Source organism: Deinococcus cellulosilyticus NBRC 106333 = KACC 11606, from assembly GCF_007990775.1.
In the GTDB taxonomy this organism is placed as follows: domain Bacteria; phylum Deinococcota; class Deinococci; order Deinococcales; family Deinococcaceae; genus Deinococcus_C; species Deinococcus_C cellulosilyticus.
In genome coordinates this window covers 299,058-323,749 of record NZ_BJXB01000002.1, presented here as the reverse complement: position 1 = coordinate 323,749, position 24,692 = coordinate 299,058, and the positions used below count along the sequence as shown (strand labels likewise).

At 56.7% G+C, this 24,692-nt stretch carries 23 protein-coding genes; 6 read left to right on the top strand and 17 right to left on the bottom strand.

Features of this window, described 5'->3' with window-relative positions; genetic code table 11:
- Positions 1 to 36: 36 nt before the first annotated feature.
- A complete protein-coding gene (locus DC3_RS03745; RefSeq protein ID WP_146882441.1) occupies positions 37 to 1,404 on the bottom strand; it encodes an amidase family protein in 1,368 nt (455 codons plus the stop codon).
- A gap of 244 nt (positions 1,405 to 1,648) precedes the next feature.
- Here DC3_RS03745 and hpf point away from each other — a divergent pair, with 244 nt between their 5' ends.
- From hpf to DC3_RS03725, 4 genes are all read left to right on the top strand, one after another.
- A complete protein-coding gene (gene hpf, locus DC3_RS03740) occupies positions 1,649 to 2,188 on the top strand; it encodes a ribosome hibernation-promoting factor, HPF/YfiA family (RefSeq protein WP_146882438.1) in 540 nt (179 codons plus the stop codon).
- A gap of 134 nt (positions 2,189 to 2,322) precedes the next feature.
- Positions 2,323 to 3,294 (top strand): hypothetical protein, encoded by a 972-nt coding sequence (locus DC3_RS03735; protein ID WP_146882437.1) that lies wholly within the window; start codon positions 2,323 to 2,325, stop codon positions 3,292 to 3,294.
- A 143-nt stretch (positions 3,295 to 3,437) separates the two neighbouring features.
- The gene (locus DC3_RS03730; RefSeq protein ID WP_146882435.1) at positions 3,438 to 4,856 is read left to right on the top strand and encodes a CHASE2 domain-containing protein; all 1,419 of its coding nucleotides are present in this window, start codon (positions 3,438 to 3,440) and stop codon (positions 4,854 to 4,856) included.
- Positions 4,853 to 5,776, top strand: a complete 924-nt coding sequence (locus DC3_RS03725; protein ID WP_146882433.1) for a hypothetical protein — start codon at positions 4,853 to 4,855, stop codon at positions 5,774 to 5,776. Before DC3_RS03730 ends, DC3_RS03725 begins: the two co-directional genes overlap by 4 nt.
- Before the next feature lie 63 nt (positions 5,777 to 5,839).
- On the opposite strand, the gene ribF is transcribed toward DC3_RS03725, so the two are convergent.
- The 16 genes from ribF to DC3_RS03645 all read right to left on the bottom strand — a co-directional run bounded on the left by ribF (position 5,840) and on the right by DC3_RS03645 (position 23,567).
- A complete protein-coding gene (ribF, locus tag DC3_RS03720; protein WP_146882496.1) occupies positions 5,840 to 6,727 on the bottom strand; it encodes a riboflavin biosynthesis protein RibF in 888 nt (295 codons plus the stop codon).
- 181 nt (positions 6,728 to 6,908) lie between these two features.
- Positions 6,909 to 7,958 carry a cell division protein FtsZ gene (gene ftsZ, locus DC3_RS03715; RefSeq protein WP_034338265.1) on the bottom strand — a complete coding sequence of 350 codons (1,050 nt, stop codon included), beginning with the start codon at positions 7,956 to 7,958 and terminating at the stop codon, positions 6,909 to 6,911.
- A gap of 66 nt (positions 7,959 to 8,024) precedes the next feature.
- A complete protein-coding gene (gene ftsA / locus DC3_RS03710) occupies positions 8,025 to 9,404 on the bottom strand; it encodes a cell division protein FtsA (RefSeq protein WP_146882431.1) in 1,380 nt (459 codons plus the stop codon).
- Positions 9,404 to 10,000: a cell division protein FtsQ/DivIB gene (locus DC3_RS03705; protein WP_146882430.1), complete on the bottom strand. Its 597-nt coding sequence runs from the start codon at positions 9,998 to 10,000 to the stop codon at positions 9,404 to 9,406. Before DC3_RS03705 ends, ftsA begins: the two co-directional genes overlap by 1 nt.
- Positions 9,991 to 10,836 (bottom strand): UDP-N-acetylmuramate dehydrogenase, encoded by an 846-nt coding sequence (locus tag DC3_RS03700; RefSeq protein ID WP_146882428.1) that lies wholly within the window; start codon positions 10,834 to 10,836, stop codon positions 9,991 to 9,993. Before DC3_RS03700 ends, DC3_RS03705 begins: the two co-directional genes overlap by 10 nt.
- Positions 10,833 to 12,188: a UDP-N-acetylmuramate--L-alanine ligase gene (gene murC, locus DC3_RS03695; protein ID WP_246130526.1), complete on the bottom strand. Its 1,356-nt coding sequence runs from the start codon at positions 12,186 to 12,188 to the stop codon at positions 10,833 to 10,835. The genes DC3_RS03700 and murC overlap by 4 nt, the downstream gene beginning before the upstream one ends.
- Positions 12,185 to 13,273, bottom strand: a complete 1,089-nt coding sequence (murG, locus tag DC3_RS03690; RefSeq protein WP_146882426.1) for an undecaprenyldiphospho-muramoylpentapeptide beta-N-acetylglucosaminyltransferase — start codon at positions 13,271 to 13,273, stop codon at positions 12,185 to 12,187. The genes murC and murG overlap by 4 nt, the downstream gene beginning before the upstream one ends.
- Before the next feature lie 264 nt (positions 13,274 to 13,537).
- Positions 13,538 to 14,467 (bottom strand): manganese catalase family protein, encoded by a 930-nt coding sequence (locus DC3_RS03685; RefSeq protein WP_146882424.1) that lies wholly within the window; start codon positions 14,465 to 14,467, stop codon positions 13,538 to 13,540.
- A 339-nt stretch (positions 14,468 to 14,806) separates the two neighbouring features.
- Positions 14,807 to 15,961, bottom strand: a complete 1,155-nt coding sequence (locus DC3_RS03680; RefSeq protein ID WP_246130525.1) for an FtsW/RodA/SpoVE family cell cycle protein — start codon at positions 15,959 to 15,961, stop codon at positions 14,807 to 14,809.
- Positions 15,940 to 17,220: a UDP-N-acetylmuramoyl-L-alanine--D-glutamate ligase gene (murD, locus tag DC3_RS03675; protein ID WP_146882422.1), complete on the bottom strand. Its 1,281-nt coding sequence runs from the start codon at positions 17,218 to 17,220 to the stop codon at positions 15,940 to 15,942. Before murD ends, DC3_RS03680 begins: the two co-directional genes overlap by 22 nt.
- On the bottom strand, positions 17,217 to 18,158 hold the full coding sequence (locus tag DC3_RS03670) for a phospho-N-acetylmuramoyl-pentapeptide-transferase (RefSeq protein ID WP_246130524.1): 942 nt from the start codon (positions 18,156 to 18,158) through the stop codon (positions 17,217 to 17,219). Before DC3_RS03670 ends, murD begins: the two co-directional genes overlap by 4 nt.
- Positions 18,155 to 18,916, bottom strand: a complete 762-nt coding sequence (locus DC3_RS03665) for a hypothetical protein (protein ID WP_146882421.1) — start codon at positions 18,914 to 18,916, stop codon at positions 18,155 to 18,157. The genes DC3_RS03670 and DC3_RS03665 overlap by 4 nt, the downstream gene beginning before the upstream one ends.
- Positions 18,909 to 20,156, bottom strand: a complete 1,248-nt coding sequence (locus tag DC3_RS03660; protein WP_146882419.1) for a UDP-N-acetylmuramoyl-tripeptide--D-alanyl-D-alanine ligase — start codon at positions 20,154 to 20,156, stop codon at positions 18,909 to 18,911. Before DC3_RS03660 ends, DC3_RS03665 begins: the two co-directional genes overlap by 8 nt.
- A gap of 65 nt (positions 20,157 to 20,221) precedes the next feature.
- Positions 20,222 to 21,499 carry an MFS transporter gene (locus DC3_RS03655; RefSeq protein WP_146882417.1) on the bottom strand — a complete coding sequence of 426 codons (1,278 nt, stop codon included), beginning with the start codon at positions 21,497 to 21,499 and terminating at the stop codon, positions 20,222 to 20,224.
- A 150-nt stretch (positions 21,500 to 21,649) separates the two neighbouring features.
- Positions 21,650 to 23,239 (bottom strand): DAK2 domain-containing protein, encoded by a 1,590-nt coding sequence (locus tag DC3_RS03650; protein ID WP_146882415.1) that lies wholly within the window; start codon positions 23,237 to 23,239, stop codon positions 21,650 to 21,652.
- Positions 23,232 to 23,567 carry an Asp23/Gls24 family envelope stress response protein gene (locus DC3_RS03645; RefSeq protein ID WP_146882414.1) on the bottom strand — a complete coding sequence of 112 codons (336 nt, stop codon included), beginning with the start codon at positions 23,565 to 23,567 and terminating at the stop codon, positions 23,232 to 23,234. The genes DC3_RS03650 and DC3_RS03645 overlap by 8 nt, the downstream gene beginning before the upstream one ends.
- A 388-nt stretch (positions 23,568 to 23,955) precedes the next feature.
- Between DC3_RS03645 and DC3_RS28920 the strand changes: the two genes are divergently transcribed.
- Positions 23,956 to 24,123, top strand: coding sequence for a hypothetical protein (locus DC3_RS28920; protein WP_186815797.1), 168 nt, complete (start codon positions 23,956 to 23,958; stop codon positions 24,121 to 24,123).
- 3 nt (positions 24,124 to 24,126) lie between these two features.
- Positions 24,127 to 24,627 (top strand): hypothetical protein, encoded by a 501-nt coding sequence (locus tag DC3_RS03640; protein ID WP_146882412.1) that lies wholly within the window; start codon positions 24,127 to 24,129, stop codon positions 24,625 to 24,627.
- The last annotated feature ends 65 nt before the right edge of the window (positions 24,628 to 24,692 follow it).

Below are 24,692 nucleotides of genomic sequence, written 5' to 3'. Positions count from 1 at the left end.
ACATCCAAAAAAGACGGCGGACACGTCCGCCGTTTTCTATTTTTCCAGCAGCAACCCCAGCGACAGCAGCAGTGGCTCTGTCCAGGCCGTGCTGGTGAAGGTCAGGTTCACACCCATGCCATCTTCCCTGAAGCCCACAGGGACGGTCAGGCTGGGGTAACCTGCCTTTGCAGGCACATCATAGCCATACCATTTCGGGTAGATCAGGGCTTCCAGCTGGTGTTCCCTCAGCAGATCATCGATGCCGAGGTCTCTGGAATACAAGAGGTCCAGTTTGCGAGAGCGGTTGTATGCAGGGTTGCTCAGGGTGCCCGTGGTGCTGTTGGCGGCCAGCAGCAGAACCTGACCATACCTGAGGCCCTCTTCGGCATGCTCATCGTAAAAATCAATCAGTTCGGTCATGGAGCGGGGACCCTCTGTAACTGTGGAAAGGTATTTGTTCAGGCCCTCTTTGAATTCATGGGTCAGCACTTCCCAGCGCCACTGGTGGCTGAGTTCTGGGTGGCGGTATTCCACATCCACCAGAGCGATTCCAGCCTCTGTGAGCTTTTGCAGGGCCTGTTCCAGAAAGCCATTTTCCTCTTCAGTGAGGAGCTTGAAGCTTTCCCGAAAAACCCCGATTCGCATTCCGGGCTGGATTTCAGGCAGACGAAAAGCACCAACAGCCCTGGACTGTGGATCTGCAGGATCATGGGCAGCCAGCACCTGATACAGCATGGCGGCATCTTCCACCGTGCGGGTCATGGGTCCTGCGGTGTCCTGACTGAACGAGATGGGAATCACGCCCCTTCTGGAGATGCTGCCCACCGTGGGTTTCAGACCCACCACCCCACTGTGGTTGGCCGGATGGATGATGCTGCCACTGGTTTCCGTTCCGATGGCCATGGGAGCAAGCCCTGCAGCCACCGCCACCCCACTGCCCGAACTTGATCCTCCAGTGTCTTGGCCTTTCAACCGAAAGTTGACAGTCTGGCCCCCAAGCGAACTGTACCCGTTGGGCATGTCGATGGTCATGAAATTGGCGAACTCGGTCAGGTTGGTTTTCCCCAGAATGATGCACCCTGCAGCTTTCAACCTTTGCACCAGGAAGGCATCTTCCTGAGGGACGTGGTTTTTCAGGGCAATGGAACCTGCCGTGCAGGGAACACTGGTCACATCGATGTTGTCTTTCACAAGCACAGGAATGCCATGCAATGGGCCACGCAGATGCCCTGCTGCACGTTCCTCATCGAGAAGGCTTGCCTGCTGCAGCGCTTCTGGATGGGTGCTGATGACGGCATGCAAGTCCCCATTGAGGGTTTCGATGCGCTCCAGAAAATGACGGGTGAGGTCCACACTGGTGGTCTGGTTTGACCGCAGCAGGTCAGAGAGTTCGCGGGCAGACAACTGGTCCGGGGATTCCATGGGGCCAATCTAACAAATTCATGAGGGCACACAGTAAGGGTTCTTGCCTACTTGCCGATTCCAGTTGATTTTTTCAGGCTTTGGGACGTTTGTTTCCTGCGTTTCAGTGAACTGGGACAAAAGGTCTGGTGTTTTCATGGAGATGTGTTAAGATATGAACACCAAAAGCGGTGAAGCCTCGAAAAAGGCGTATGGGACAACATGCGTCGGGCCGCTTTGGCGTTATACATAGAGGGGTGATCGTGTGAACATCTATAAAATCTCTGGACGTAACCTTGAAATCACCGAGGCCCTCCGCGATTACGTGAGCAGCAAACTCGACCGACTGGACCGCTTCAATGAGAACATCACTGAAGCCCGTGTGGTGATGAGCACGCGTGACTCCAAGGACACCCACCGCAGAAACCGCATTGAAGTGCAAATCAACATTCCCGGCGGGATCATCCGTGCCGAGGAGTCGAACAGCGACATGTATGCTGCCGTGGACCGCGTGGTGGATGTGCTCGAACGCCAGCTGCGCAAATTCAAAACCAAACTGCTGAAACGCCGCCACGAGACCGTCCCCGCAGACGTGGTGCCCCACGAAGAAGAAGAATTCCAGAACCCCGAAATTGTGCGCTCCAAGCGCTTTGAAATGCGTCCCATGAGCCCAGAGGACGCTGCTGTGCAGATGGAGGCCCTGGACCACGACTTCTACGTGTTCCTCAACAGCCAGACCAGTCATGTGGCTGTGGTTTACCGCCGCAAAGACGGTCACTATGGCCTGATCGAGCCCAACGTCTGACCTTCTCAACCTGACATCCATGAAACCCCTGAATGACCTTCAGGGGTTTTTCCTGATCTCTCCCATCACATCCTGGACACACAATAACCTCTAAACTGCAGAAAACGCAAAGAGTTTCATGCCTGGAGGGAACAGTGACAGAGGTCCTCAAAGAAACGCCTGCCATCCGGACTGTGTCCGGTGATTTCCAGCCGCTCTGGCGGTTCAGCGGCTCATCGCGCCAGTTCAGGCTGCATGCCAACTACCTGCAGACCCTCCATGAGTTTCAGGCCCTGGCAGGCCGTCAGCCTGCCGTTCCCAGCCCGATCAACTGGCAGACCCAGGTCCGTGAACTGCTTGAACTGGTGATGCAGGCCATGCAGCACCGGGCCCTGGACCTGGGCTGGCGTCTGCTGAAAACCGCCCAGCGGTATCTGGTCTATGGCTTCACCCAGGAGGAAATCCAGATCAAAGCTGCAGAGGTGCTCCGGGAGATCTCTGATCCCAAGATCAACTCACCCTGGCGCAAGGACGCTGCCCGCAGCATCCTGACCGATTGCGATCAACTGCGGGAGAACATCAGCCCCCAGGCCCTCGCAGAAGTGATGCAACTGCTGCATGACTACCAGAACAGTGTCTACCATGTGCTGCACCTGCAGAACCGCAGATTGCAATTGCTCTCCCTGTACACCACTGGGGCCGTTCTGGCGTGGGTTTTGCTGGGGCCAGACATCAAAGCCTTCACCACCTCACAGGTTTATCCCCTCACCCAGCCGAAACTGCAATGGCTGATTGTGCTGCTGCTCAGCTGGATTGGGGCAGCCATCAGCGGTTTTGTCAGTTCCTTCAAGCAGGTGCGCTCCAACACCATCCCCAGTGAGATCTCCGAATACACCCTCACCTTTGCGCGGTTTGCTCTTGCGGGCCTGTCCAGCATTGCCCTGTTCACGGTGCTTGGGGCAGGGATCATCGACCAGAGCAAGCTCACCTACGATGTGCTGCTGGCACTCGCCCTCGTTTCAGGATTCTCTGAACGCCTGGTGACCCGTGCTGTGGAGATTTTCATGGAAAGAACCGTTCCCCTGCAAAATGCCCAGCAGGTCAAGGAAATCAAAGTCAAACCGTAAACCCTGAAGCACAGGTGGTCAGGGCGGCCTGTTGCATCGTCCTGACGTGAGCATGCTTCAGATCCCGATGTGATGACAGCAGAACTGTTTCAGCTTCTGATCGCTATGATGAAAGCTGTAACACATCACACGAGGAGCCCCATGTGCTGACCCGGGTCAAAAGCTTTTTCGTTCGGTTCTGGACCAACCACCACGCTCAGGTCAAAGACAGTGCCCTGAACACCCTGCTGGTGGTGGTCATCTCAGCGGTTCTGGCCCTCTTTGTGGCTTTTGCAGATGGACCTGGAAAGAACTTCACACCCGTGACCCTGCTGGCAAGCTCACTGAACAACATCAGTGACCAGGCTTTTGACACCATCAACTTTGTGCAGTCGGGCATGGCCCTTTCTGCAAGGCAGGATGAGAAGGTCTTCCTGATCGATCTGGACGATGAGGCAGTGAAGCAGGCCTCATTGCAGCAGTCCAGACAGAAGCACTGTGAATTCAAAGACCCTGGCAAGTGTGGCGCAGGTGAGATGCTGTACTTCAACCGGGATGCCCTGGCCAGCATCCTGGGGAACCTTACCCGCTTTCCAGAGAAACCCAAAGCGGTTTTCATTGACCTGGACTTCTCCTACCCTGATCCCTACTCGGATTCCCGTGCCCTGATGCAGGCCCTCCAGACCGCACCTTTTCCGGTGTTCCTGCCCTACCAGAAAGGCAGGGAAAACCAGACCACCTTTGTTTTCGATGGCCGTTTGCAGAACCTGCAGGACTACCCAAACCTGTGCTTCGTGAACCATGACCTGCTGCTCGATGAGGGCAGTTTCATGGTCCGTCAGCTTGCCGGCACCAAAGAAGGTTACCCCTCGGTGGCAGAGGCCCTTTACCGTGTGGGTCAGGGCCAGCAGGTCACTGCAGGAAACCGGGCCTGCAACAGGGCAGGGGAGAAGGTCAAAGCAGAACCCACAGAGGTGGATGCCCTGGTCTTCAAAAAAATCGACCGCTCTGCCGAACTGCAGTACTGGGATGGTCTGGAAGTTCGCAAAGCCAACGAAATCCTGCAGCACCCCGGCGACCAGCACATCTTTGATTCTGGTCTGGTGGTGATTGGTCGCACGGACAGGAACAGCGGAGACAACTATTACACCCCCATCAGCCCTTTTGTGAAAGTCCCGACCAGTGGGGTGGAGGTGCACCTCACCAGCCTGATGAACCTGCTGAGCTACAACCACTTCGGCAAAGCAGTCTCTGGGGTGTGGATTGTGGTGTTCGGGGCCGTGACCCTGTTCATCCTGCAACTGGCCGCCACCTTGCTGGTGGACAGCACCCTGAAGCTCAAGAACCTGCTGGGGGACTTCCTGGAAATCGTGCTGGTCTGGATGCTCCTGATGATCCCCGCAGCAGCCATCATGCATCATCAGGGCTACTTTCTGGATTACACGCTGCCCCTGGTGGCCCTCTACCTGCTGAGAACCTTCATGAAGCTGAAAAACCCGGAAGAAGATGCATCTGGGTCCACAGAAGAAACCGAGCCTGTCCCTGAACCCTCACCTGCCCCCACCGAGGAGGTCCCCACATGAACATCCACCCCCGATCCCTGATGCTCATTGCCCTGCTGTGTATGGGGGGTGCTGCTGCTCAGAATGTGCGTCTGGTGGTGACCCCCAAATCCAGCAACACCCGCTACAAGATCATCCTGCCCAACAACACCATCAAAAATTACACAGGCAAGCAGACCCTGACCCTGACCAGAGGATCGCAGGTCTGTGTGGAGAAAGGTTCCATCCGCTACGACCTCTTTGTGGACAACAAAAAGAAACTCTCCAAATCCATGTTCCCGGACTCGGGATGTGAAAAGGTCTGGGCCCCCTCGCCTTCCTTCGGGGAAGCTGTGGCCAATTATTTTGAGGGCGTCACCCGGTTCTTCCTGCCCTCTGATGATGCGGTCACCGTTTCTGGCTCATCGAAAGCCATCTCCACCACCACCTGCTATGACATCAGCACAGATGTGGTCGTGCCCAGCCAGTATCCCTTCAGGGAGGTGATGATCCCGCTCAACCTGCCAGATCACGGCCCCATGATGCTGCAACTCAAAGATCAGGACGACCAGACCCTCAGCAGAATCATGATCGACGATCAGGACACTGAAGCGGTCATTCCCCTGCAGGATTTCAGGCGGGCCAGCAAATATGAAGTTTACGAATACAAAAACTTTCAGCCCACCCTGCTCTTTGAAGGCAAGACCACTTACGGTGACTGGCAGAGCATGGATTTCAGTGCCATGAACACCGAGGAAACCATGAACTGGCTGCTCGAAAGCCAGATCCAGCCTTACAAGGTGGCGGTGTACAGCTTTCTGGCCCACCAGAGCAACCAGCAAAGCCACACTGTGGCCCAGCGCATTGCTGAGGACATCCGGCAGGCGTACATGGCCTACAATCCAGACACGGCCTTTGAGTGCAACAACCTGCTGGACGAAACCCAGCAGCAAACAGAGTGATGCCAGCAAAAAAGAGCCTCTGATGAGGCTCTTTTTGTTTGAGTGCGGCTGTTTTGATGTGTTTCAATGAATCCAGGACAGGGCCAGCTGCCGGTCCCGGTCCAGTTGCCCCTTCAGGGCGTCAAGACCATCAAACTTCTGCTCGGTGCGAATGAAACGCTTGAATTTGACCATGGCTTCCTGACCGTACAGGTCGCCCTGGAAATTCAGCAGGTGCACCTCCAGACGCACATCCTCACCCTCCACTGTGGGTCGTTTGCCCACGTTGGCAATGCCGTGATGGGTCTGGCCGTCCACCACGAAGTCCACAAAATAAACGCCTCTGGGCAGCAGTTTACCTTCGGGCACTGCGACGTTCGCGGTGGGGAAACCGATCAGGCGGCCCCGCTTGTCCCCATGCACCACCACACCGATGGCCTCATATTCACGGCCCAGAAGCTGGTGGGCTTCTTCCACCTGACCCTGGTTCAAAAAACCCCGGATGCGGGTGCTCTTGACGGGCTCACTGTCCAGGCTCAGCATCGGCAGGGCAATCAATTCAGAGGTGATGGTGCGCAGGTCTGGCAGCCCTCCTGCACGCCCCTTGCCAAAACCAAAATCCTGCCCCACCACAATGGTCTTTGGGCGCAGAATGCTGAGGTCCTTGAGGAAGTCTTCCTTGGGCCTTCCTGCAAACTCACGGGTGAAGGGCATGGCAATGACCTCGTCCACCCCAAGCTGCTCTAAAAGCTTCAGTTTCTCGGGCAGGGTGGACAGAAAATCCACCCCCTGAATCAGCACCCGGGTGGGCGGATCAAACGTGAAGACCACGCTGGGCACCTGATGCATTTTCGCCTGCGCAATCAGGGTGTTGAGAAGGCTCTGGTGCCCGAGGTGCACACCATCAAACGAGCCAATGGCAATCACCGTCTCGGTGTCGGGTCTCTGGGAGGGATGCTGGTAGGTGTTCATTGCAGTGGTTTCACACTTGGATTTGAATTTGGGCATCTGCAGGAATGCCCTGCAAACAGCAGATCTCAGTGTACAGGGAAAAGGGAGCAAAAGGGCAGGTCTGTGCAGAAAGGCCGATGGGCAGGAGGGAGGGACAAAAACAAAAAGACCGGGATATCCCGGTCTTTTTGATGGGTTTATTTCAGTCCCGATCGCCGTATCTCAGAAAAGCGGGAATGTCAAAATCAAGCTGATCGACCTTGCCCCGGGTCTGGCGGGCCATGCTTTCGATGGCGCTGCGACGCTGGGTTTGCACGGGGGACTCATTGAATCCGGTGGCGATCACAGTTACGCGCACCTCGTCTCCGGCGTTCTCGTCGAAGGACACCCCGAAGAGCATGTCAGGCTCGTCGAAGCCAGTGGCTTCGCGAATCTTCTCAACGATGGCATTGGCGTCGTCGAGGGAGAGGTCGTAACCGCCCGTGACGTTGACCAGAATGCGTCTTGCGCCTTCGATGCCGCGTTCGAGCAGGGGAGAGTGCACTGCACTGGCAGCGGCCTCTTCTGCGAGGTTGTCCCCGCGTCCAGAGCCGATGCCCATCAGGACCGTTCCTGCGCTGACGAGCAGGTTGCGCACGTCGGCGAAGTCCACGTTGATCATGCCGTCCACGTTGATGACGTCGCTGATGCCCTTCACGCCGTAGTACAGCACACGGTCGGCGATCAGGAAGGCGTCACGGACGCTGACTTTGGGTCCAACGGTGGTGAGCAGGCGCTCGTTGTTGACCACGATCATGCCGTCCACGCGCTCGGCGAGTTTGGCGATGCCTTCTTCTGCCACCCGGCCACGTTTGGGACCTTCGAAGCGGAAGGGGCGGGTCACGATGGCCACAGTCAGGATGCCCATCTCGCGGGCGATTTCTGCAACCACGGGGGCACTGCCGGTTCCGGTTCCGCCGCCCATGCCTGCAGTGATGAACAGCATGTCGGTGCCGTCCAGGTATTCACGGATGCGTTCTCTGTCTTCCAGAGCGGCCTTCTCGCCCACTTCGGGGTCGGCCCCTGCACCCAGGCCACGGGTCAGCCGGTCTCCCAGCTGAATTCTGACCTCGGCATGGCTCTTGGCCAGGACCTGCGCGTCGGTGTTCCCTGCAATGAACTCCACGCCTTCAAGTCCAGATTCGATCATGCGATTCACGGCGTTGTTCCCAGCTCCGCCTAATCCAATCACGCGTATCTTCGCTGCTTGCATTGCTTCTCCTTATCAACACATCCTACTCTATTTTTCCCGTGTGCCAACCTTCTGAGCGTGTGTTGCTCAGAAGAAATCTTTGAAGATGTCCTTCAGCCGATCCAGGAAAGATTTGCCTCCATCGGTGGCTTTCTGCCCCTGTTGCGGCTTGGTTTGTGAGGTCACGGGTTCGTCGAGCACGGTGGTGGGTTGAGGGACCGGAGTGCTGTTGACGACGGGAGTGGGGGTGTGGCTGTGCACTTCCTGCGGGGTGGGTGTGGCGGGGACGGTGGCCTTGGTGCGGGTGGCACCAGAGGTGGGCTGTTCTTCCTGCAGACCTGCGAAACGCAGCAGACCGATGGCGGTGGCATAGCTGGGCCTGGCCACCAGGTCTTTCAGGCCGCCCAGTTTGGTGGGGTTGCCCTGCCGGACGGGGAGCCTGAAGCGGTCTCTGGCCAGTTCACCCATCCCTTTCATCATGTTGGTCCCCCCGGTGAGGATCACACTGGAGGTGATGATCTCAATGGGTCCCAGTGCATGGTCGATCTCGCCGCGCACCAGCGCGAAGATTTCTGCCACGCGGGGTTTGATGATGCGGGAGAGTTCAAAAGGAGAGATGCTGGTCTGCACGCCAGCCTGGGTGATTTCCAGCATGGCGTCTGGATCTGCGAGTTCGGGAATCGCACTGCCGTAGCGTTTCTTGATGCGTTCGGCTTCCTCGAAGGGAATCTTGAGGATCTGGGCGATGTCTCCGGTGATGTGGTCCCCACCGATGGGAATCACTGCGCTGTGGCAGAGGTTTCCGCGACGGAAGACCCCAATGTCGGTGGTGCCCCCGCCAATGTCGATCACCAGCACAGTGTGGTCATAATCCTGCTGGTCCAGCACGGCCAGACCTGCAGCGTATGCCTGAAGCACCAGCTGATTCGGGGTGATGCCGCTTTCCTGCACACAGCGGCGCAGGTTGGCGAGCGGTCCCACCGAGCCCGTCACCATGTGAACGTCCACCTCTAAACGGACGCCCTGCATGCCAATCGGGTTTTTGATCTCTTCCTGACCGTCCACGGTGTATTCCTGCGGCAAGATGTGCAGGATTTCCACGGTGGGGTCAAGGGGTACTGCCTGTGCGTTTTCAATCGCGCGTTCTACATCTGCGCGGGAGATTTCCTGGTTTCTGCGGATGGCTGCTAGTCCGTGACTGGTGAGCGCTTTGATGTGGGAGCCGTTGGCGCTGACGAATGCTTCGTGTACTTTCACTCCTGCAACGCGCTCGGCAGCCGCAATGCTCTGCCGGATGGCTTGAGTGGTCTTGTCTAAATTGACGACCACGCCCTTCTTGATCCCGTCGCTGGGAACAGTGGCTTCACCAATAACGTCCAGCACACCATCGGGTCCGACCTCGCCGATCACCGTTGTGACTTTCGTCGTACCGATGTCGAGACCTACAATGATTTGGTTAACACTCATTACTGGACGCTCACCCCCCAAGGGTAAATGTGGATGTTCTTACCACGCTTCATTTTGACACTGCTCATGTATTTGCGCAAGGAATCGACAGAATCCGCCCAGACGGTGGAGTCCTTGAGTTTCATGCGAATGCCTGCTGGTGTCAATTCTACAACCTGAACGCCTTCACGACGCAACACGAAAGCAGCTTCCAGAGCCTGTTGAATATTCAATTTGCCTTCTGCCTTGATCAGAGGTCCCACTCTGGGGGCTCCAGGCAGTTCCACACCGTCTGCCGAGAGCACCACCTCATGGCTGTTTTTCAGGAGACGGGCCACGGGCACACGCTCCACAATGCTGACTTTCACATCGCTGGGGAACACTTTCGTGACTTTCGCACTGAGCACCCAGGGGTGTTTTTCAAGCCCTTTCAGGCGGTATCTGGTGATCCACAGCCACGGATCTCCGGGGTGCCCATGCACCAGATTCAAAATGTCGCTTTCTTTGAGGTGCTTCAGGCCTGCAACCTGGGTCTGCCGCACGGGCAGGATGAACCAGGATACCACGAGCAGGGTCACCGTGATGAGCATGATCACCAGAAAGCGAATTATTCCCACACTTCATACTCCATTTCCAGTGGAATGCCGATTTTTTCACGCACGATGCGCAACAGTTCCATGACATCTGCAGCGGTCGCTCCGCCCAGATTGATCACAAAGTTACCGTGCTCGTGTGAGATCATGGCATTGCCGACCCTTAAGCCTTTGAGTCCAGCCTCATCGATCAGTTTGCCTGCGCTGACCCCATTGGGGTTCTTGAAGGCACAACCTGCGGTTCGGGCTTTGGGCTGACCTTTGCGGGCGTTGTCTGCAAAGTCCATCTTGGCCTGCACGTCTTCCGGGGTGGATGGGGTCAGTTTCAGGCGCACCCGTGAGACCACCGCCCCCTGAGGCAAGCCACTGGAACGGTACTGATACGGAAAGTCACTGGGGTGATGCACGGTGATCTTCCCTTGATAGGCGATTTCCAGGCAGTAAAGGGCGTCCCACATCTCACCGTAACGGGTGCCTGCATTCATCCAGACGGCCCCTCCGACAGTGGCAGGAATCCCCACGAGACCTTCCAGACCGCTCAGGCCGAGTTTCTGGACCTGGCGCACCAGGGCAGGGAGGGCTTTTCCTGCGCCCACCCATCCTGTGACATGCATTTTTTCGCTGGATAAGGCCGGATCGGCTTCCAGATCAATTTCAGAAAGGCTGCCTTTGAGCAGAATGACCCGCTCTTTGACCCCTGCATCGCTGACCACCAGATTCGAGCCTCCACCCAGAGGACGGTAGGGGGCCTGCATGGCTTCCAGAAGTTCCGTCTGGTCATGCACGGTCCAGACTTCGGATTCTCCTCCGACGCCCAGGGTGGTGAGTTTGGCGAGGGGCAGATGGGACACCTTGATCATTCGAGCAACCTCACAGCAATCCGGGTGACATCTCCTGCACCCAGGGTCAGGAGCAGGTCGTTTTCCTGCAGGGAAGAGAGGGCGAGCCGGATGGCCTCATCAAAATTCTGAGCATAAAACACTGCAGCGAACCCCAGTTCTGTCATTCTGGACTGAATCAGGCCCGAGTGCACCCCTTCGATGGGGGTCTCGCTGGCTCCATAGATGTCCAGCAGAATCACCTCATCTGCGGCAGTCAGGATGGTGGCGTAGCGTTCCCAGGAAAGCTGGGTGCGCTTGTACCTGTGCGGCTGGAAGATCACCCGCACACGACGTCCGGTCTGTCGGGCCGCTTGCAATGCAGCCTGAACTTTGGTGGGGTTGTGGGCGTAATCGTCCACGATCAGGGCACCACTGCGTCTGCCGATCTCCTGCCAGCGGCGACCTGCCCCCCTGAACTGTGCAAGTGCCGTGATGGCCCCTGCCATGTCTCCACCGAGCTCTCCCACCACACTGAGGGCAGCAAGGCTGTTCAGGACGTTGTGGTTGCCAAGCAGGGTCAGGAAAACCCGTCCTCTGTACTCTCCACGAACCAGCAGGTCAAAGCTCTGGCTCTGGTCGGTGGATTCGATGTTGAAGGCTTGATAATCTCCACGGCCAATGCCATAAGAGACCCGATCAGGATGGTTTGCAGTAAAAGCGTCCAGACCTTCCCAGTCAGCGCAGTAAATCAGTTTCTGGGCGTTCTGCACGTACTCTCTGAATGCGGCATGCAGGGATTCCACGGAAGCATAGTAGTTCTCGCTGGCCTGACCATCTGGAGAAACGTGATCATCCTCCAGGTTGGTCATCACGGCAATGCTGACTTTCAGGTGCTGGAACTGTGGATCGGATTCGTCAATTTCGGCCACGAAAGGACCGGAACCCAGACGCACATTGCTGCCCTCAAAGTCGGGAAGCACACTTCCCACAAAAGCACTGGGGTCCAGACCTGCCCCCATCATGGCGACAGCGGTCAGGCTTGTGGTGGTGGTTTTGCCGTGGGTGCCTGCAATCCCTATGCTGGCAGGAGCGCCCTGCATGATCTCATCAAGCACCTGAATGCGCCTCAGGACAGGAATCCCGAGTTCACGCGCTTTCACCACTTCAGGCTCAGAGTCCTTGATGGCGGTGCTGAGAATCAGGGCAGTCAGGTCTTCACTGATGTGGTCTGGATTGTGTTTCTCCCAGACTTCAATCCCTTCAGAGATCAGCTGCTGGCCCATTTCGTTGACTTTCGCATCGCAGCCGGAGACCTGGTGCCCCTGGGCTTTGAGGAGCCTTGCAAGCCCGCTGACCCCGATCCCACAGACGGCCATGAGATGGTAATTCATCCCTGACCTCCTCTGATGCGCAGCACCTCGTCGGCAAGACGGGCAGCCGCTCCAGCAGGGGTGAGGGTGGCGGCAGCGTCGCGCATCTTTTTGCGCTGGTCGCTTGCGAGGGCCTGTTTGAAGACCTCTCCAAGCTTGGTGATTTCGGATTCCTCCACCAGACGGCCTGCTCCGGCCTGTTCCACAGCCTTGGCATTGAAAAGCTGGTGGTTGTCTGCAGAGCTTGAGAGGGGAACAGCAATCACAGGAACCCCATAAAACGCTGCCTCTGCCAGTGTGCCGCTCCCTGCCCGTGTGATGGCAATGTCGGCACAGGACCACGCAGCGGTGCTGTCCACAAAACCCGTGACCTTGTACCAGCTCAGGTGCTGCACTTTGGGCACCATCTCGGTGAGCCAGCGAGGTCCGGTGGAATGGATCACCTGGATGCCATATTCGCCACACAGACCCTCAATGCCGCAGGCCCCTTCCAGGGCTCCGGGAACCGACTGGTTGAGAAAAAGGCTTCCCTGCGACCCTCCCATCACCAGCACAGTGAGGGGGCCTTCCTGCAGGTTCAGGCGGCTGAGGGCCTCCTTGCGGTCCATGCGTTTTTCACGCACAGGCATGCCGACCCACTTGACCCTGGATTCAGGCAACCCCTGGACCTTCGGGTAAGCCGTGGTGACACTTTTTGCGCGGCCCAGAGCAAGCTTCTGGGTGAGGCCCAGACGGGCATTCTGTTCATGCAGCACGGTGGGAATGCCCAGAGACTGGGCAGAGAGCACCCCGGGCAGAGAGGCATAACCTCCGAATCCAACAACAACTTTGGGTTTGATTCGCATCAGGGCAGTGCGGGCCTCTGTAAAGCCTCTGGCTGCCTTGAACACTTCCATGGGATTGGGTTTACTGCGGTCTATCTTTCCAGCGCTGACCCCGTAAAAAGGCAGGTTTTCCTGGCGAGCGATGCGCTCTTCCATGCCCCCATCCATTCCCAGAATGGCGGAAGCATACCCCCTTTTTGCGAGTTCCTGGGCAAGGGCAACGGCGGGATAAATGTGTCCTCCGGTGCCTCCAGTGGCGAGTACGATCAAAGGCTGACTCATCGCACTATACCTTATATGTTTTTCAGGCCAAATTGCTATATGGCTTCACAGGCAAGGTGGGGGTGTTCATTGGGCTGTCAGCCGTCAGCGATCAGCGATCAGCACATGACAATTGGATTTGCAATCGTTTGCTGGCCTGCGGTCAAACGGCCCAGCTTTCTCCTGGATTTCTGGGTTGCCCAGATCACTTGCTGAAGAGTTCCTGAAAACGAAGCAACCTGAAAAGCCCTTCTCTTGCAAGAAGGGCCTGCAGGAATTCAATGTTTATTTGCTGCTGGCTTTTTTGCTTTTGGTGGTCCGTGGGGTCACTTCAATGGTGCTGTCCCCGAGGGCCTGACTGGCGGTCTGCTGAGGACGGACGCCACCTTGCATCTGTTCCAGTTGCGCATGGGCCTGGGGCAGGGGAGGGGCAAGTTTTGGCTCCTGACCCATGGGGGCAATTTTCACGACACTGAACTCACCCTTGCCATCGAGGGAAGGCCCACTGGTGAAGCGTCCGGAGGGAGGCTCAATGCCATCAACAGCTGTGGAGAAGAACGCATAACTGACATCCTGTTTTTCTTTTTCCTGAGGGAAGCTGTTGGGAATGGGCAGCACCCCCTGTTGCCCACCCAGTTCTTCCAGTACGGCAAGCCATTGTTGCTGGTGCATGGTGTCGCGTGCAATCAGGAAGCTCAGCATGTCCTTCATGCCAGGATCATCGGTCAGGTGGTACAGGCGGGTGGCGAGGGCACGTCCGGTGGCCTCGGCGGTCACATTGGCATACATGTCTGCTGCGAGGTTTCCACTGGCATACACATGAGAGCCATCAAAAGGCACCCCGTTGGCGTCACTGGCAAGGGCTGCCATCCCTGCAGAGAGGTACTGTCTGGGGTCCATTCCTCCCATTACAGCCTCCACCAGGGGATTCTGTTTTGCCATCTGCTCTTGCATGCTGCCAGGGGCACCTTCAAGGTTCATGGCAACCGCAGTGGCAAGCATTTCCACGTGAGCGATTTCTTCTGTTCCGGTTTCAAGGAGCATGTCGCGGTACTTGGCCGGGCCACGTGCCCCCCAGGCCTGAAAAAGGTACTGCAGCATGACCCGGATTTCACCCTCCACGCCGCCAATGGCCTGCTGGAGCATGCGTGCAAAACGGGGATCGGGGGTTTCCACCCTTACGGTATACTGAAGTTTCTTGTCGTGATAAAACATGTGTGTTCTCCTTCCAGTGTCAAAGCAATAAGCACCCAGCATTCCTCTGTGAGGAATGTCATCTGCAGTGCAGAAAATGAGGTCTGCATCAGGAATGAACCGATGCCAACCCAAGGGTATTGATGTAACGTGATAAGCAGATGATGGTTTGGATCAAAAACATGTGCTCTGCTGAATTGAAAACACAGCTGCTGATCGAAAACCATGAAGTAAACAAGCGCAAATCTGCACTGTAATATTTTCTGGATTGACAGTGTAATTCATGGCCCTTTTCTGATAGGGAAATCCCTGAGCAACAAAAAAGACGGAAGGACCTCCTTCCGTCTTTTGCAGATGAAATCAGAGTGCTGCAGCGTGCTCAGGGTTGTTTCCTTCTGCCAGACGCACCTCACGCAGAGCAGAGTGAATCAGTCCAAAGGCGATGCCCATTGCCAGCTGGGAGCTGCCGCCATTGGAGACCATCGGAAGAGGAACCCCGGTCACAGGGAAGAGACCAATGGCCACACACAGGTTCACGAAAGCCTGCCCCACAATCATGAACATGGCTCCTGTGGCCATGATGCTTGCAGCGTGCAAATGCGGTCGGAACGTTCCTGCAGAAACCACCATCTCTGCTGCCCCAAGCCCCACGAAAACCACCAGCCAGTAGGCCAGAATCAGCATCGCAACACCCAGAAATCCGGTGGCAAAGGCGACACTTGCCACGATCATGTCGGTGTCTTTGGCAGGGAGCCTGGGCATGCGTCCATCCACCCCTTGACCCCACAGGCCACCGCGCTCCATGGCCTTGCGTGCCTGTTTGACCTGATAACCTGAATCCTGAGAGGTGTCCTGCCCCTTGACGGTGCTCACGTGTCCGGTGAAACGGGCCACGATGTACGGGTGTCGTTCCAGATAGCTGCTCGCAAAGGGCAGGGCCAGCAGGAACAAAGAAAGCACCAGAGCACTGATGCTGGTGAACCGCACCCCTGCAGCGAACATCATCAGGATGCCCGAGGCAAAGATCAGCACACTGGTTCCCAGGTCAGGCTCCAGAATCACCAGACCGACGGTGGCCATGATCATCAGGCTGCTCTGCCAGAGTTTGGTGTTCACCCCTTTGCGGGCAAAGGCACTGCCAAGCTGCATGATCAGGGCCAGTTTGGCCAGCTCAGAGGGCTGAAAGCGGATGGGACCGATGTCCAGCCAGCGTTTTACATCGCTGTCATTGCCCCCTTCGCCAATCACCAGGGTCAGGGCCAGCAGGATGAGGGAAAGCACCCACAGGATCGGGGCAATGCGAACGATGCCTTTGGGTCTGAGCATCGCAAAAAGCCAGGTGACCACAAAAGCAATGATGGTCTGGGGGATGTGTCCGGAGAGCTCAGAAGGGAGGGCTGTGGCAACACCAACCATGCCCAGCACAGCAAGAATGCCCTGGGCCAGCCACAGAAGCTGGTGGTATTGACGGCTTTTCAGGGTCAGGGTGGGTTTCAGGGTTCCTTCGTATAGCACGTGACTGCCTCCCGGAAAGCCCGCTCCCGGTCCTTGTAATCCCGGAACTGGTCGAAACTGGTGCCGAGCGGAGCAAGGAGCACGGTTCCACCCTCTGGGAGCTGCAGGGAGGCGGCTTTCACAGCTTTTTCGATGGTAGCATCCCCGCTGGCTTCAAAGATGACTTCATGGGGAACGTTAAAGGCACCTGCAAATTGTGCTCCAGCTTCACCGATCCCCACAATGTATTTCACCTTCTGCTGCACAACGTCCTGCAGGGGTTCCAGGGCTGCACCCTTGTCTCGACCCCCCACCAGCCACACGATGGGTGCGCGGGCCTGTTCCAGGGCAGATTTCACCGCAATGGTGCGGGTGGCGATGGAATCCACCACGAAATCGATGCCCCGATGGGTGGCGACCAGTTCATTGCGGCCTTTCACAGGCTCAGAAGACAGCAAAGACTCACGCAGGACCGCTGCATCAGCTTTTTTCTGGATCTGCTGGAGGTAGCTCTCGACAGCGTAAATTGCTGCCTGTGCATTCGCTGGATGGATGCCTCTGGGAAGTGCCTCTGCCTCCAGCAGCACCTCCCCTGAAAGCATGCGGACCTGCTCTGGTCTTCTGGGGAAGGTGATGGTCCTGGCTTTTGCAGTTTCAGGGACCTTCAATTCTTCCATCACCACCAGGGTGTCATCGGAAAGCTGGTTTTCCTGAATGCGCCACTTGGCCGCGTGGTACGCCTCGATGGTCCTGTGGCGGTCCAGATGGTCCACATCCATGTTGGTGATGACCGCCACATGGGGCCTGAAGGTGTGGATGCGTTCCAGTTGAAAAGAAGAAATCTCCACCACCGCGACTTCTGCATCTTCAATGATGTCCAGAAAAGGAGGATCGAAATTGCCTCCGATCAGGGCATTCAGGCCACTGGCCCGCAGAAGCTGGGTGATCAGGACGCTGGTTCCACCTTTTCCTGCGGTTCCTGTGATGCCAATCACCGGGGTTCTGCGGGTCAGGAAGCCCAGTTCGAGTTCTCCAATGACTTTTGCGCCCTGCGCACGCAGCTTTTCCAGATCAGGATGGTCGATGGGAACGCCAGGGGCGGCAATCACCCAGGTGTAGGCTCGATCTGCAGCACCCTGTGAGAAACCCAGTTCAGAGACCAGTGCAAGGTCTTCAGGCTGGGGTTTCTGGTCCATCCACTGTGCATCCCAGCCCAGTTTTTTCAGGTATCTTGCCACGCCCCTGCCAGAGCGGCCCAGTCCGTAAATCAGGGCGTTCATTGAACCTTCCCTAAAAGGCCCCAGGCCAGGGCAGTGCAGACAGCTGTGATGGCGAAGAAGCGGCCTGCCACCTTGCCCTCCTGCCATCCACTCAGTTCAAAGTGGTGGTGGATGGGGGTCATCTTGAAGATGCGCTTGCCTCCGGTCTGCCGGAAGTATGCCACCTGCAGGGACACACTGAGGATTTCCATCACGGGAACAATCCCTGCAATGGGGAGCAACCAGGTGTGGTCATAGAGCACATACGCTCCTGCGGCAAGTGCCCCCAGAGCGTGGGACCCCACATCCCCCATGAAGATGCTGGCGGGTTTCCAGTTGTACCACAGGTACCCGATGATGCACCCTGCCATGATCGCCACCACCGGAGACACCCCGATCAGGGGCAGAATGATGATCAGGGTCACCCCGGCGCAGAGCCCATCCACGCCATCGGTGAAGTTGAAGGCATTCACGGCCCCCACCATCACGAAGGTGTTGAAGATCAGGTCCCACCAGAACACCCAGTCCATGGTGGTCGGGTGGGCAAGCCTCGCAGAAGCAATCCCGAAAGCCAGACCGACAGTGATTTGCAGGGCAATTTTGTACCTTGCCATCAGGCCGCCCCGTTCGGCAGCTCCGGTCAGTTTGGCCCGCACAATCATGTAATCGTCAATCAGTCCGATGATGCCCATCAGCACGATGCTGAGGATCAGGACCACTTCCTGGCTTTTGACGGCACCAATTCCCGGTTGCAGGTAGTTGATGATCCACACGAACAGCAGGGCCACCACAAAGGGAGCCCCACCCATGGTGGGCGTTCCCTGTTTCAGGAGGTGGGTTTGTGGACCGTCCTTGCGGACCGTCTGGCCCCATCCCCTGCGTCTGGCGATGCCCAGAAACAGGCCCACAAAAAACCAGGCGGCCAGTGCCCCCCAGACCACGTTGAGAAGGTAGTTCACGAGAGGCTCCCGACTGCGTTCAGCTCCAGATCAAAACGCTGAAAAAATCCGTCTTTACAAACCAGCATGACCTGATCGTACACCACGCCAAAGTTGCACTCCCTTGCCTGATCCATCTTCCAGTCTTTGACCGGAGTGCCATCGGTGAGGGTCAGGCGGACGGTCTGGCCTTCCAGGGTGTACTTCTTGTTCTGCACCTGCATGGTGGGCACCCGTGCTGTCTCGACGCCACCAGAAACAGCATAAACATAAGGATCGGTGGTCTGCCGGATCAGGGTGGCTTTCCCCTCACTCAGTTTCCAGAGGCGGGTGTCAGACAGCACAAAGTCCGTCTGGTCCACGCTGGTGACACTGCGAATGATCCCGGGCACACGGTAAGAGGTCACGACACCAGCAGGGGTGAGGATGTCTCCGGTGTCCAGGTACACCAGATTGGCACTCAGGGCACGGGCACGTCCCAGAGGGCGAATGTCAGACACACCCTGCACCCGCAAGACCCAGTTGGAGGCAGGAAGGCTGGCATACAGGTCCTGATTCCACCACGCCAGACCCGAGACCGGGGCAGGCAGTGTGACTTTTTCCAGTTCATACCTCGGACCTTGCAACACGTAAACGTTGCGCCCATAGGCCCAGGCAACCCCTCTGGAGAAACTGGAAACCACCAGTGAGGGTCCAGCATTCACCTGACTGGCGGTGGGAGCGCAGGACACCAGGGCAGTGAGCAGACCTGCGAGCAGTGGAACAGCCCATCTAAACACCGAACACCTCACGCACGGCATTCACAGCCTGTTCCAGTTTCACCCCTCTGGAAGCCTTGAAGAGCACCACATCCCCGGCCCGCACCTCGTTTCTGAGGGTCTGGATCAGGCCCTGCAGGTCACTGTGGGGATGGGCAGAAAGCTGCTCGGCAAACTCACCCACGCTGAACACCAGATCGGCGTATTGCTGGGCATAGTTGCCAATGCTGCGATGGTATTCGGCAGCATCCTGACCCAGTTCCAGCATGTCGCCCAGCACGGCAAGTTTGCGCCCGGAGTAATGCTTGAGGTTTTCCAGACTGGCCCGCATGGAAATGGGGTTGGCGTTGTAGGTGTCATCAATCAGGGTGACGATGCCCGTGTGTACCCGGAATCGCCCACCAGGAACATCAACATTGTGGATGCGCTCTGCTGCTTCCCTGACGGGAATCCCCAGATCACTGGCGATCCCCAGGGCGAGCACGGCGGCCTCTGCAACCACCTGGGAGGTGGTGGGTACGGTCACGGCATCCCCCATGAACTGAAACTGGCACTGGGAGGGTTCAAAAGTCAGGTTTCTTCCCTGAAAAGTGCCCTGCTCCATGCCGTAAGTCGGCAAACCTGGATAGTATTTCGCACACCTCTGGCTGACCACGCCCAGTTTGCGGGCCTTCAGGATGCCACCTTTTTCGACAGCGACATTCTCTACCGTTCCTAAAAACTCCAGATGGGCCTCTCCCACAGCAGTGACCACTCCATAATCTGGAGCAACCAGAGCCATGAGTTCCTGCATCTCCCCGATGCGGTCGATGCCCATCTCCACAACCAGAGGGGAGGAGGTTTGTCTTGCATGTTCGAGCAGGAAGCAGGAAATGGCATTCAGGGTGTTGAGGTTTCCGGGGGTGCACACCCCATCCACAGCAGCACGCACGTACTCCTTGGCTGTGGTTTTGCCCGCACTTCCGGTGATTCCGATGACCGCCTGGGAATGCAGGTCCCTCTGGTGGCGTGCCCAGCTTCGCAGGGCAACCGTGGCGTCCTTGACCTGCAGACCCCGCTCCACCTCCTGATCGGTGAGGATGAAAGGTGCACCTTTTTCGAGTGCCTGACCAATGAATTCGTTTCCGTGTCGGTTGGCTCCCTGCAGGGCAGCAAATGCTGTGTGTTCATCACAGTCCTGGGCCACAAAGGTGATCCGCTGTGCAGGACGGGCCTCAGGATGACACTTCGCATCAAAAGGAAACTGGTGGGGATCAATCATACAGGCCACATCCTACCGCAGTGACATGAGGAAGGCACAGCCTGCACACCCCAAAAAGAACATTTTCAGGACAGTTGTTTTCTCAGGGTCTGATTTGATTTCCACAGTGCGGGCAGACCCAGCACAATCAGCATCAGAATGAGGCCTCCTGATCCCAGCATCAGACCCTGAATGGAAAAAGTCTGGGTCAGCACTCCAGCAAGAGCAATTCCTGCTGGATGGATGGCCTGCCCGGTCACCCTCAGCAAACCGAAAACCCGCCCTTGCATGTCCTGGGGAACAGCTTTCTGCCACAGGGCGTAATAATGGCTTCCATAAATGGGAACCATCAGGGCAGAAAGCAGGACACCTGCTCCCACCCCCCAGAGTTGCGTGCTGCTTCCGGTGATCAGAAATCCCACCCCCACCCCGATCATGGGCAGCACGATGGACCTGAACCAGTGGGTCTGTTCTTTCCCCAGGAAGGTCAAAAATCCGCCCAGCATGCCTCCCAGGGCCAGCAACACATTGAGGGTGGCATACGAGAAGCTGTAATCGAACCCCTGCACCTGATGCCTTGCCACCAATGGATATGTCACCACCACTGGCGCATAAAGCAGACCCACGAGAGACACCAGAGTAAAAAGCTGCAGCAGGAATTTCTGGGACAGGATGTAGGTCCATGCGGGTTTCAGACTTTGCAACAGTGGCTCTTTCTGAAGTGTGTTGTGGGCAGAGGCATCTGGCACCTTGACGAAAAGCATCACCAGACCTGCCAGTAGAAAGGTGATGGCATCCAGCAGAATGGCCCAGCTCAGGGTCTGGGCTGCTTCTGCCTGATGCGCCTCCTGGACAGAAATCAGGGCTGCGGCGAACATCGGGGCAAGCAGATTTGCCATCGACCAGGTGCTGCGAAACAGCCCTGAAATGCGGGCCAGCACGGAAGCACCTGCCAGCAGGGGAGGAACAGTGAAATACGCCATCCCATGCACTGCACCCACACAGCCCATCAAACCTCCAAGCAGCAGGTACTGGGGCAGATTCAGGACTCCAGTGAACATGCCTGCTGCAACCACGGTTGCAAGAAGACCACTCAGCAGGTCACACACCAGCATGATTCTTCCCCGGTTGAAGCGGTCTGCGAGCACTCCAGCCCATGGGCCCAGCACAATGTGCGGCAGAATGAAGACCAGGGCTGCCAGGGTAATGGCGCGTGCCAGAGCATCTCCCTGTTCTGGATGCGGATAAAGCACCTGGGTGAGCCAGACATTCATGGCAAAGAACATCACCGAAGATCCAAACAAAGAGAGGCTCTGAAAGACCCACAGCACATAAATCTGTGGAGGAATGCGGTTTTCATTCATGGGTGAACCTCATTGGAACAGCTGCGAATCTGATTTTTTCGGGATGCATTATAGGGCTTCTTCTGGCCTGCACCATCTGCAACTTTGCTGATTTGTGATGTTTCCAAAGAAAAACCGCAGCCTCCTGGCTGCGGCATTTTGAGGGGGATGTTATTCCAGCGTCACCAGATAGTCGTACAGGTCCGGTCCTCCAGCATGCACCTCGACCATCAGGTCAGGGAACTGTTCTTGCAGGGTGTTCATCAGAGCATCAATTTGCTCCTGGTCCACATTGGGTCCGGTGAAGATGGTGGCCACCGTCTGGTCGGTGAAGGTGGTTTTGAGCATTTCCAGCACAGCCTCTTCAGGAGTGTCTCCAGCGAAGACCAGTTCATCGTCTTTCAGACCAATGACGCCCCCTTCCTGAATGTCCAGTCCGTTCAGTTCCACACTTCTGGAAGCGCGGGTCACTTCCAGGGTGGTCACCCGACTGGCGCTGTCCTGCATGGACTCCAGCTGCTCTTCTGCACTGGAGAAACTGGAAAAACCAATTGCTGCACTCATGCCCTGTCCGAGGGTGCGGGTGGGCAGCACCTTCACATGGTCTCCGAGCAGTTCTGCTGCTTTCTGGGCAGCCATGATCACGTTCTTGTTGTTGGGCAGAATGATGATTTCTCTGGCTGTCACGGATTTCGCGGCATCCAGAATGTCCTGCACACTGGGGTTCTGGGTCTGGCCTCCTGAGACCACGCGGGCCCCCAGAGAACGGAACACTTTCACCAGACCGTACCCGCTTGCAACAGCCACCAGACCACTCTGGGGCAGGTCCTCTTCTGCACGGGTGCTGGCCCCGGCCATGGAAAGGATTTCGGTGTGCTGCTCACTCATGTCTTCCACTTTGGTGCGCACCATGTTGCCATGCCTTGCCACTGTGGACAGCAATTCGTCAGGCTCGTTGGTGTGGATGTGGCCTTTCACATAGCCTTCCGCACCCACCACCAGCAGACTGTCCCCATAAGGAGCGACGAGCTCACGCACCTTCTCGATGGGCAGGGTACAGTCTTTCATCAGGAATTCGGTGCAGTAACCAAATTCCTCGTGCTCCACCTGCTGCCCCGCATAGGACTCGATTTTGGGGGCTTCTGGCAGGGGTTTGTCCTGCAGGTAGGCCAGCATGCCCTGCAGAATGTACAGGTAGCCCTGGCCTCCGCTGTCCACCACTCCTGCCTGTTTCAGGGCAGGAAGCTGGTCCGGGGTTTTTTCCAGCGCATCCTGGCCGGATTTCAGGGCGCATTCCAGCAGGCCTTCCACAGAACTCACCTTGGCCCTGCGGGCACCGGTTCCCACCTCACGGGCAACCGTGAGGATGGTGCCTTCCACAGGCTTCATGACGGCAGCGTAACCGAGCCTGGAAGCCTGCTCAAAAGCGGTTTTCAGGGTGTCTGGAGAGACGGTCTTCTGGTCGCGAATCGCCTCGCTGAAGCCTTTGAACAGCTGACTGAGGATCACGCCACTGTTCCCACGTGCACCCAGCAGGCCACCATAGGCAATCGCTTTGGCGACACTGGGCATGCTGTCCTCATCGCAGGTGTCGAGTTCACGGCGGATGGATTGCATGGTGAGATGCATGTTGGTCCCGGTGTCCCCATCGGGTACGGGATAGACATTCAGGGCATTGACCTGCTCTTTGTACACACCGAGCCAGTCGGTGGCGTACCTGAGGGCAGCAGCAATTTGCTGGGAGGTGAGGGCTTCAGGCATGGCTGACACCCACAGCATGGACGGTCACGCCGCTCAGTTCAATTCCAGCGTTGCGCTTGATGAAGTCTTTGACTTTCAGCTCGATGTTCTGGGCCACAATGGGAATGTTCACCCCAAAAGCCACAATCACATACAGCTCTGCACTGTAGTGACCACTTGCATCCTTTTTGATGGTCACCCCTTCGGAAGCCTGGGCACGACCCAGAATTTTACGCAGACCATCCCGGATGTTGGCCGGGGACATCCCCACCACGCCGGGAATCTCATGGGCTGTCAGTCCAATCAGGGACGCGAGGGCCCCTTCTGTGATGGTAATGTTTCCTTTCATAGTTATCTCTCAGAGTATACCGGAGTTGCCAAGTGCAAGGCAGGGTGAAGGGATACGCTGCCTGGGGGAGCGCAAAGTCGATGATGGGCCGTTGTCGGCCGAGAAAGCCGTCAGCCCTCAGCGTTCAGCGCACCACCTCAGGTGTGCGTTCACTTCAGCCAGATGATCCAGATGCTTTGTCTTCCAGAACAGTACAAATCTTTCTCTGGCCTCCTGCATGAGCATCCATCCATACTTTGCTGATGGCTTCTTGAGCAGAACAGCACCCATAATGGGGCTTGCTCGCTGATCGCTCCATGCCATATGCATGGCCGGACTTTGCGACCACCCTGGATGTGCTGCTGGTTCTGGGCACAGCCTGACCTGTGGTGCGGGCAAGGAGTTGTTCATGGGATTTTTACAGTCTGGATTCTGTTTTGCTTTCAAGCTTCTGGGATTCGATGCAGCAGGCCAAAAGCAGATGTTTTCAATCATGTGTAAGCCAGATGACTGTGTTGAAAATGAGAAGATTTTAAGTCATACTACCCCAGATGCTTTAACAAAAGCACAAAGGTGATCTATGCTTAGAAATTTTGTATTGTTGGCCCTCACGGTTGGCTTTGTCTCCTGTGCTCCTGCTGCTACTGGCAGTGGAGCAGATGCAGCGCAGAATTATGGTCCCACAGAATCCATTCGGATTCCACATGGAACCTATTACTTTACTGTGTCCTATCCTGTAGGGTATCTGACCGGGAAAAGTGACACTTTTGAGCGAATTGAAGCCTCAAAGGAGTTTGCCACATTTACAGGTGAGAGGGTGAGCCTGGGAAATCTCACCCACCATTTCAAATTGACAGATCTGGAAGAAGACAAGGTGAATTTCCGACTGGTTAAAGTGATGGGCGAACGCGAGATCAAAGATCGCACGGGCAGGTCCATTTATTATCTGGACCACTTGAAGCTCACCTTTGAGGCCACCACCAGTGGGACTGGGTACTCTGGTGAGTATCCCCTGAAATTGACCTACAACAACAGTTATGACCGTACCTTGTCCCTGTTTGTTGTGGAAGGACTGAACTGATCCTTGTTGTAAATTCAAGGTGACAGAAGAAATCCCAGCCGTGATTGGCTGGGATTTCTTCTGTG

What these genes read in the sequence shown, in the direction of transcription:
- DC3_RS03660 (WP_146882419.1), bottom strand. Translation starts at nt 20,156, where the DNA reads ATGATTGATCCCCACCAGTTTCCTTTTGATGCGAAGTGTCATCCTGAG.
- DC3_RS03685 (WP_146882424.1), bottom strand. Translation starts at nt 14,467, where the DNA reads ATGTTTTATCACGACAAGAAACTTCAGTATACCGTAAGGGTGGAAACC.
- ftsZ (WP_034338265.1), bottom strand. Translation starts at nt 7,958, where the DNA reads ATGCAAGCAGCGAAGATACGCGTGATTGGATTAGGCGGAGCTGGGAAC.
- DC3_RS03745 (WP_146882441.1), bottom strand. Translation starts at nt 1,404, where the DNA reads ATGGAATCCCCGGACCAGTTGTCTGCCCGCGAACTCTCTGACCTGCTG.
- DC3_RS03640 (WP_146882412.1), top strand. Translation starts at nt 24,127, where the DNA reads ATGCTTAGAAATTTTGTATTGTTGGCCCTCACGGTTGGCTTTGTCTCC.
- murD (WP_146882422.1), bottom strand. Translation starts at nt 17,220, where the DNA reads ATGAACGCCCTGATTTACGGACTGGGCCGCTCTGGCAGGGGCGTGGCA.
- DC3_RS28920 (WP_186815797.1), top strand. Translation starts at nt 23,956, where the DNA reads ATGGGATTTTTACAGTCTGGATTCTGTTTTGCTTTCAAGCTTCTGGGA.
- murC (WP_246130526.1), bottom strand. Translation starts at nt 12,188, where the DNA reads ATGAATTACCATCTCATGGCCGTCTGTGGGATCGGGGTCAGCGGGCTT.
- DC3_RS03650 (WP_146882415.1), bottom strand. Translation starts at nt 23,239, where the DNA reads ATGCCTGAAGCCCTCACCTCCCAGCAAATTGCTGCTGCCCTCAGGTAC.
- ftsA (WP_146882431.1), bottom strand. Translation starts at nt 9,404, where the DNA reads ATGAGTGTTAACCAAATCATTGTAGGTCTCGACATCGGTACGACGAAA.
- DC3_RS03725 (WP_146882433.1), top strand. Translation starts at nt 4,853, where the DNA reads ATGAACATCCACCCCCGATCCCTGATGCTCATTGCCCTGCTGTGTATG.
- DC3_RS03645 (WP_146882414.1), bottom strand. Translation starts at nt 23,567, where the DNA reads ATGAAAGGAAACATTACCATCACAGAAGGGGCCCTCGCGTCCCTGATT.
- murG (WP_146882426.1), bottom strand. Translation starts at nt 13,273, where the DNA reads ATGAGTCAGCCTTTGATCGTACTCGCCACTGGAGGCACCGGAGGACAC.
- DC3_RS03700 (WP_146882428.1), bottom strand. Translation starts at nt 10,836, where the DNA reads ATGATCAAGGTGTCCCATCTGCCCCTCGCCAAACTCACCACCCTGGGC.
- ribF (WP_146882496.1), bottom strand. Translation starts at nt 6,727, where the DNA reads ATGAACACCTACCAGCATCCCTCCCAGAGACCCGACACCGAGACGGTG.
- DC3_RS03655 (WP_146882417.1), bottom strand. Translation starts at nt 21,499, where the DNA reads ATGAATGAAAACCGCATTCCTCCACAGATTTATGTGCTGTGGGTCTTT.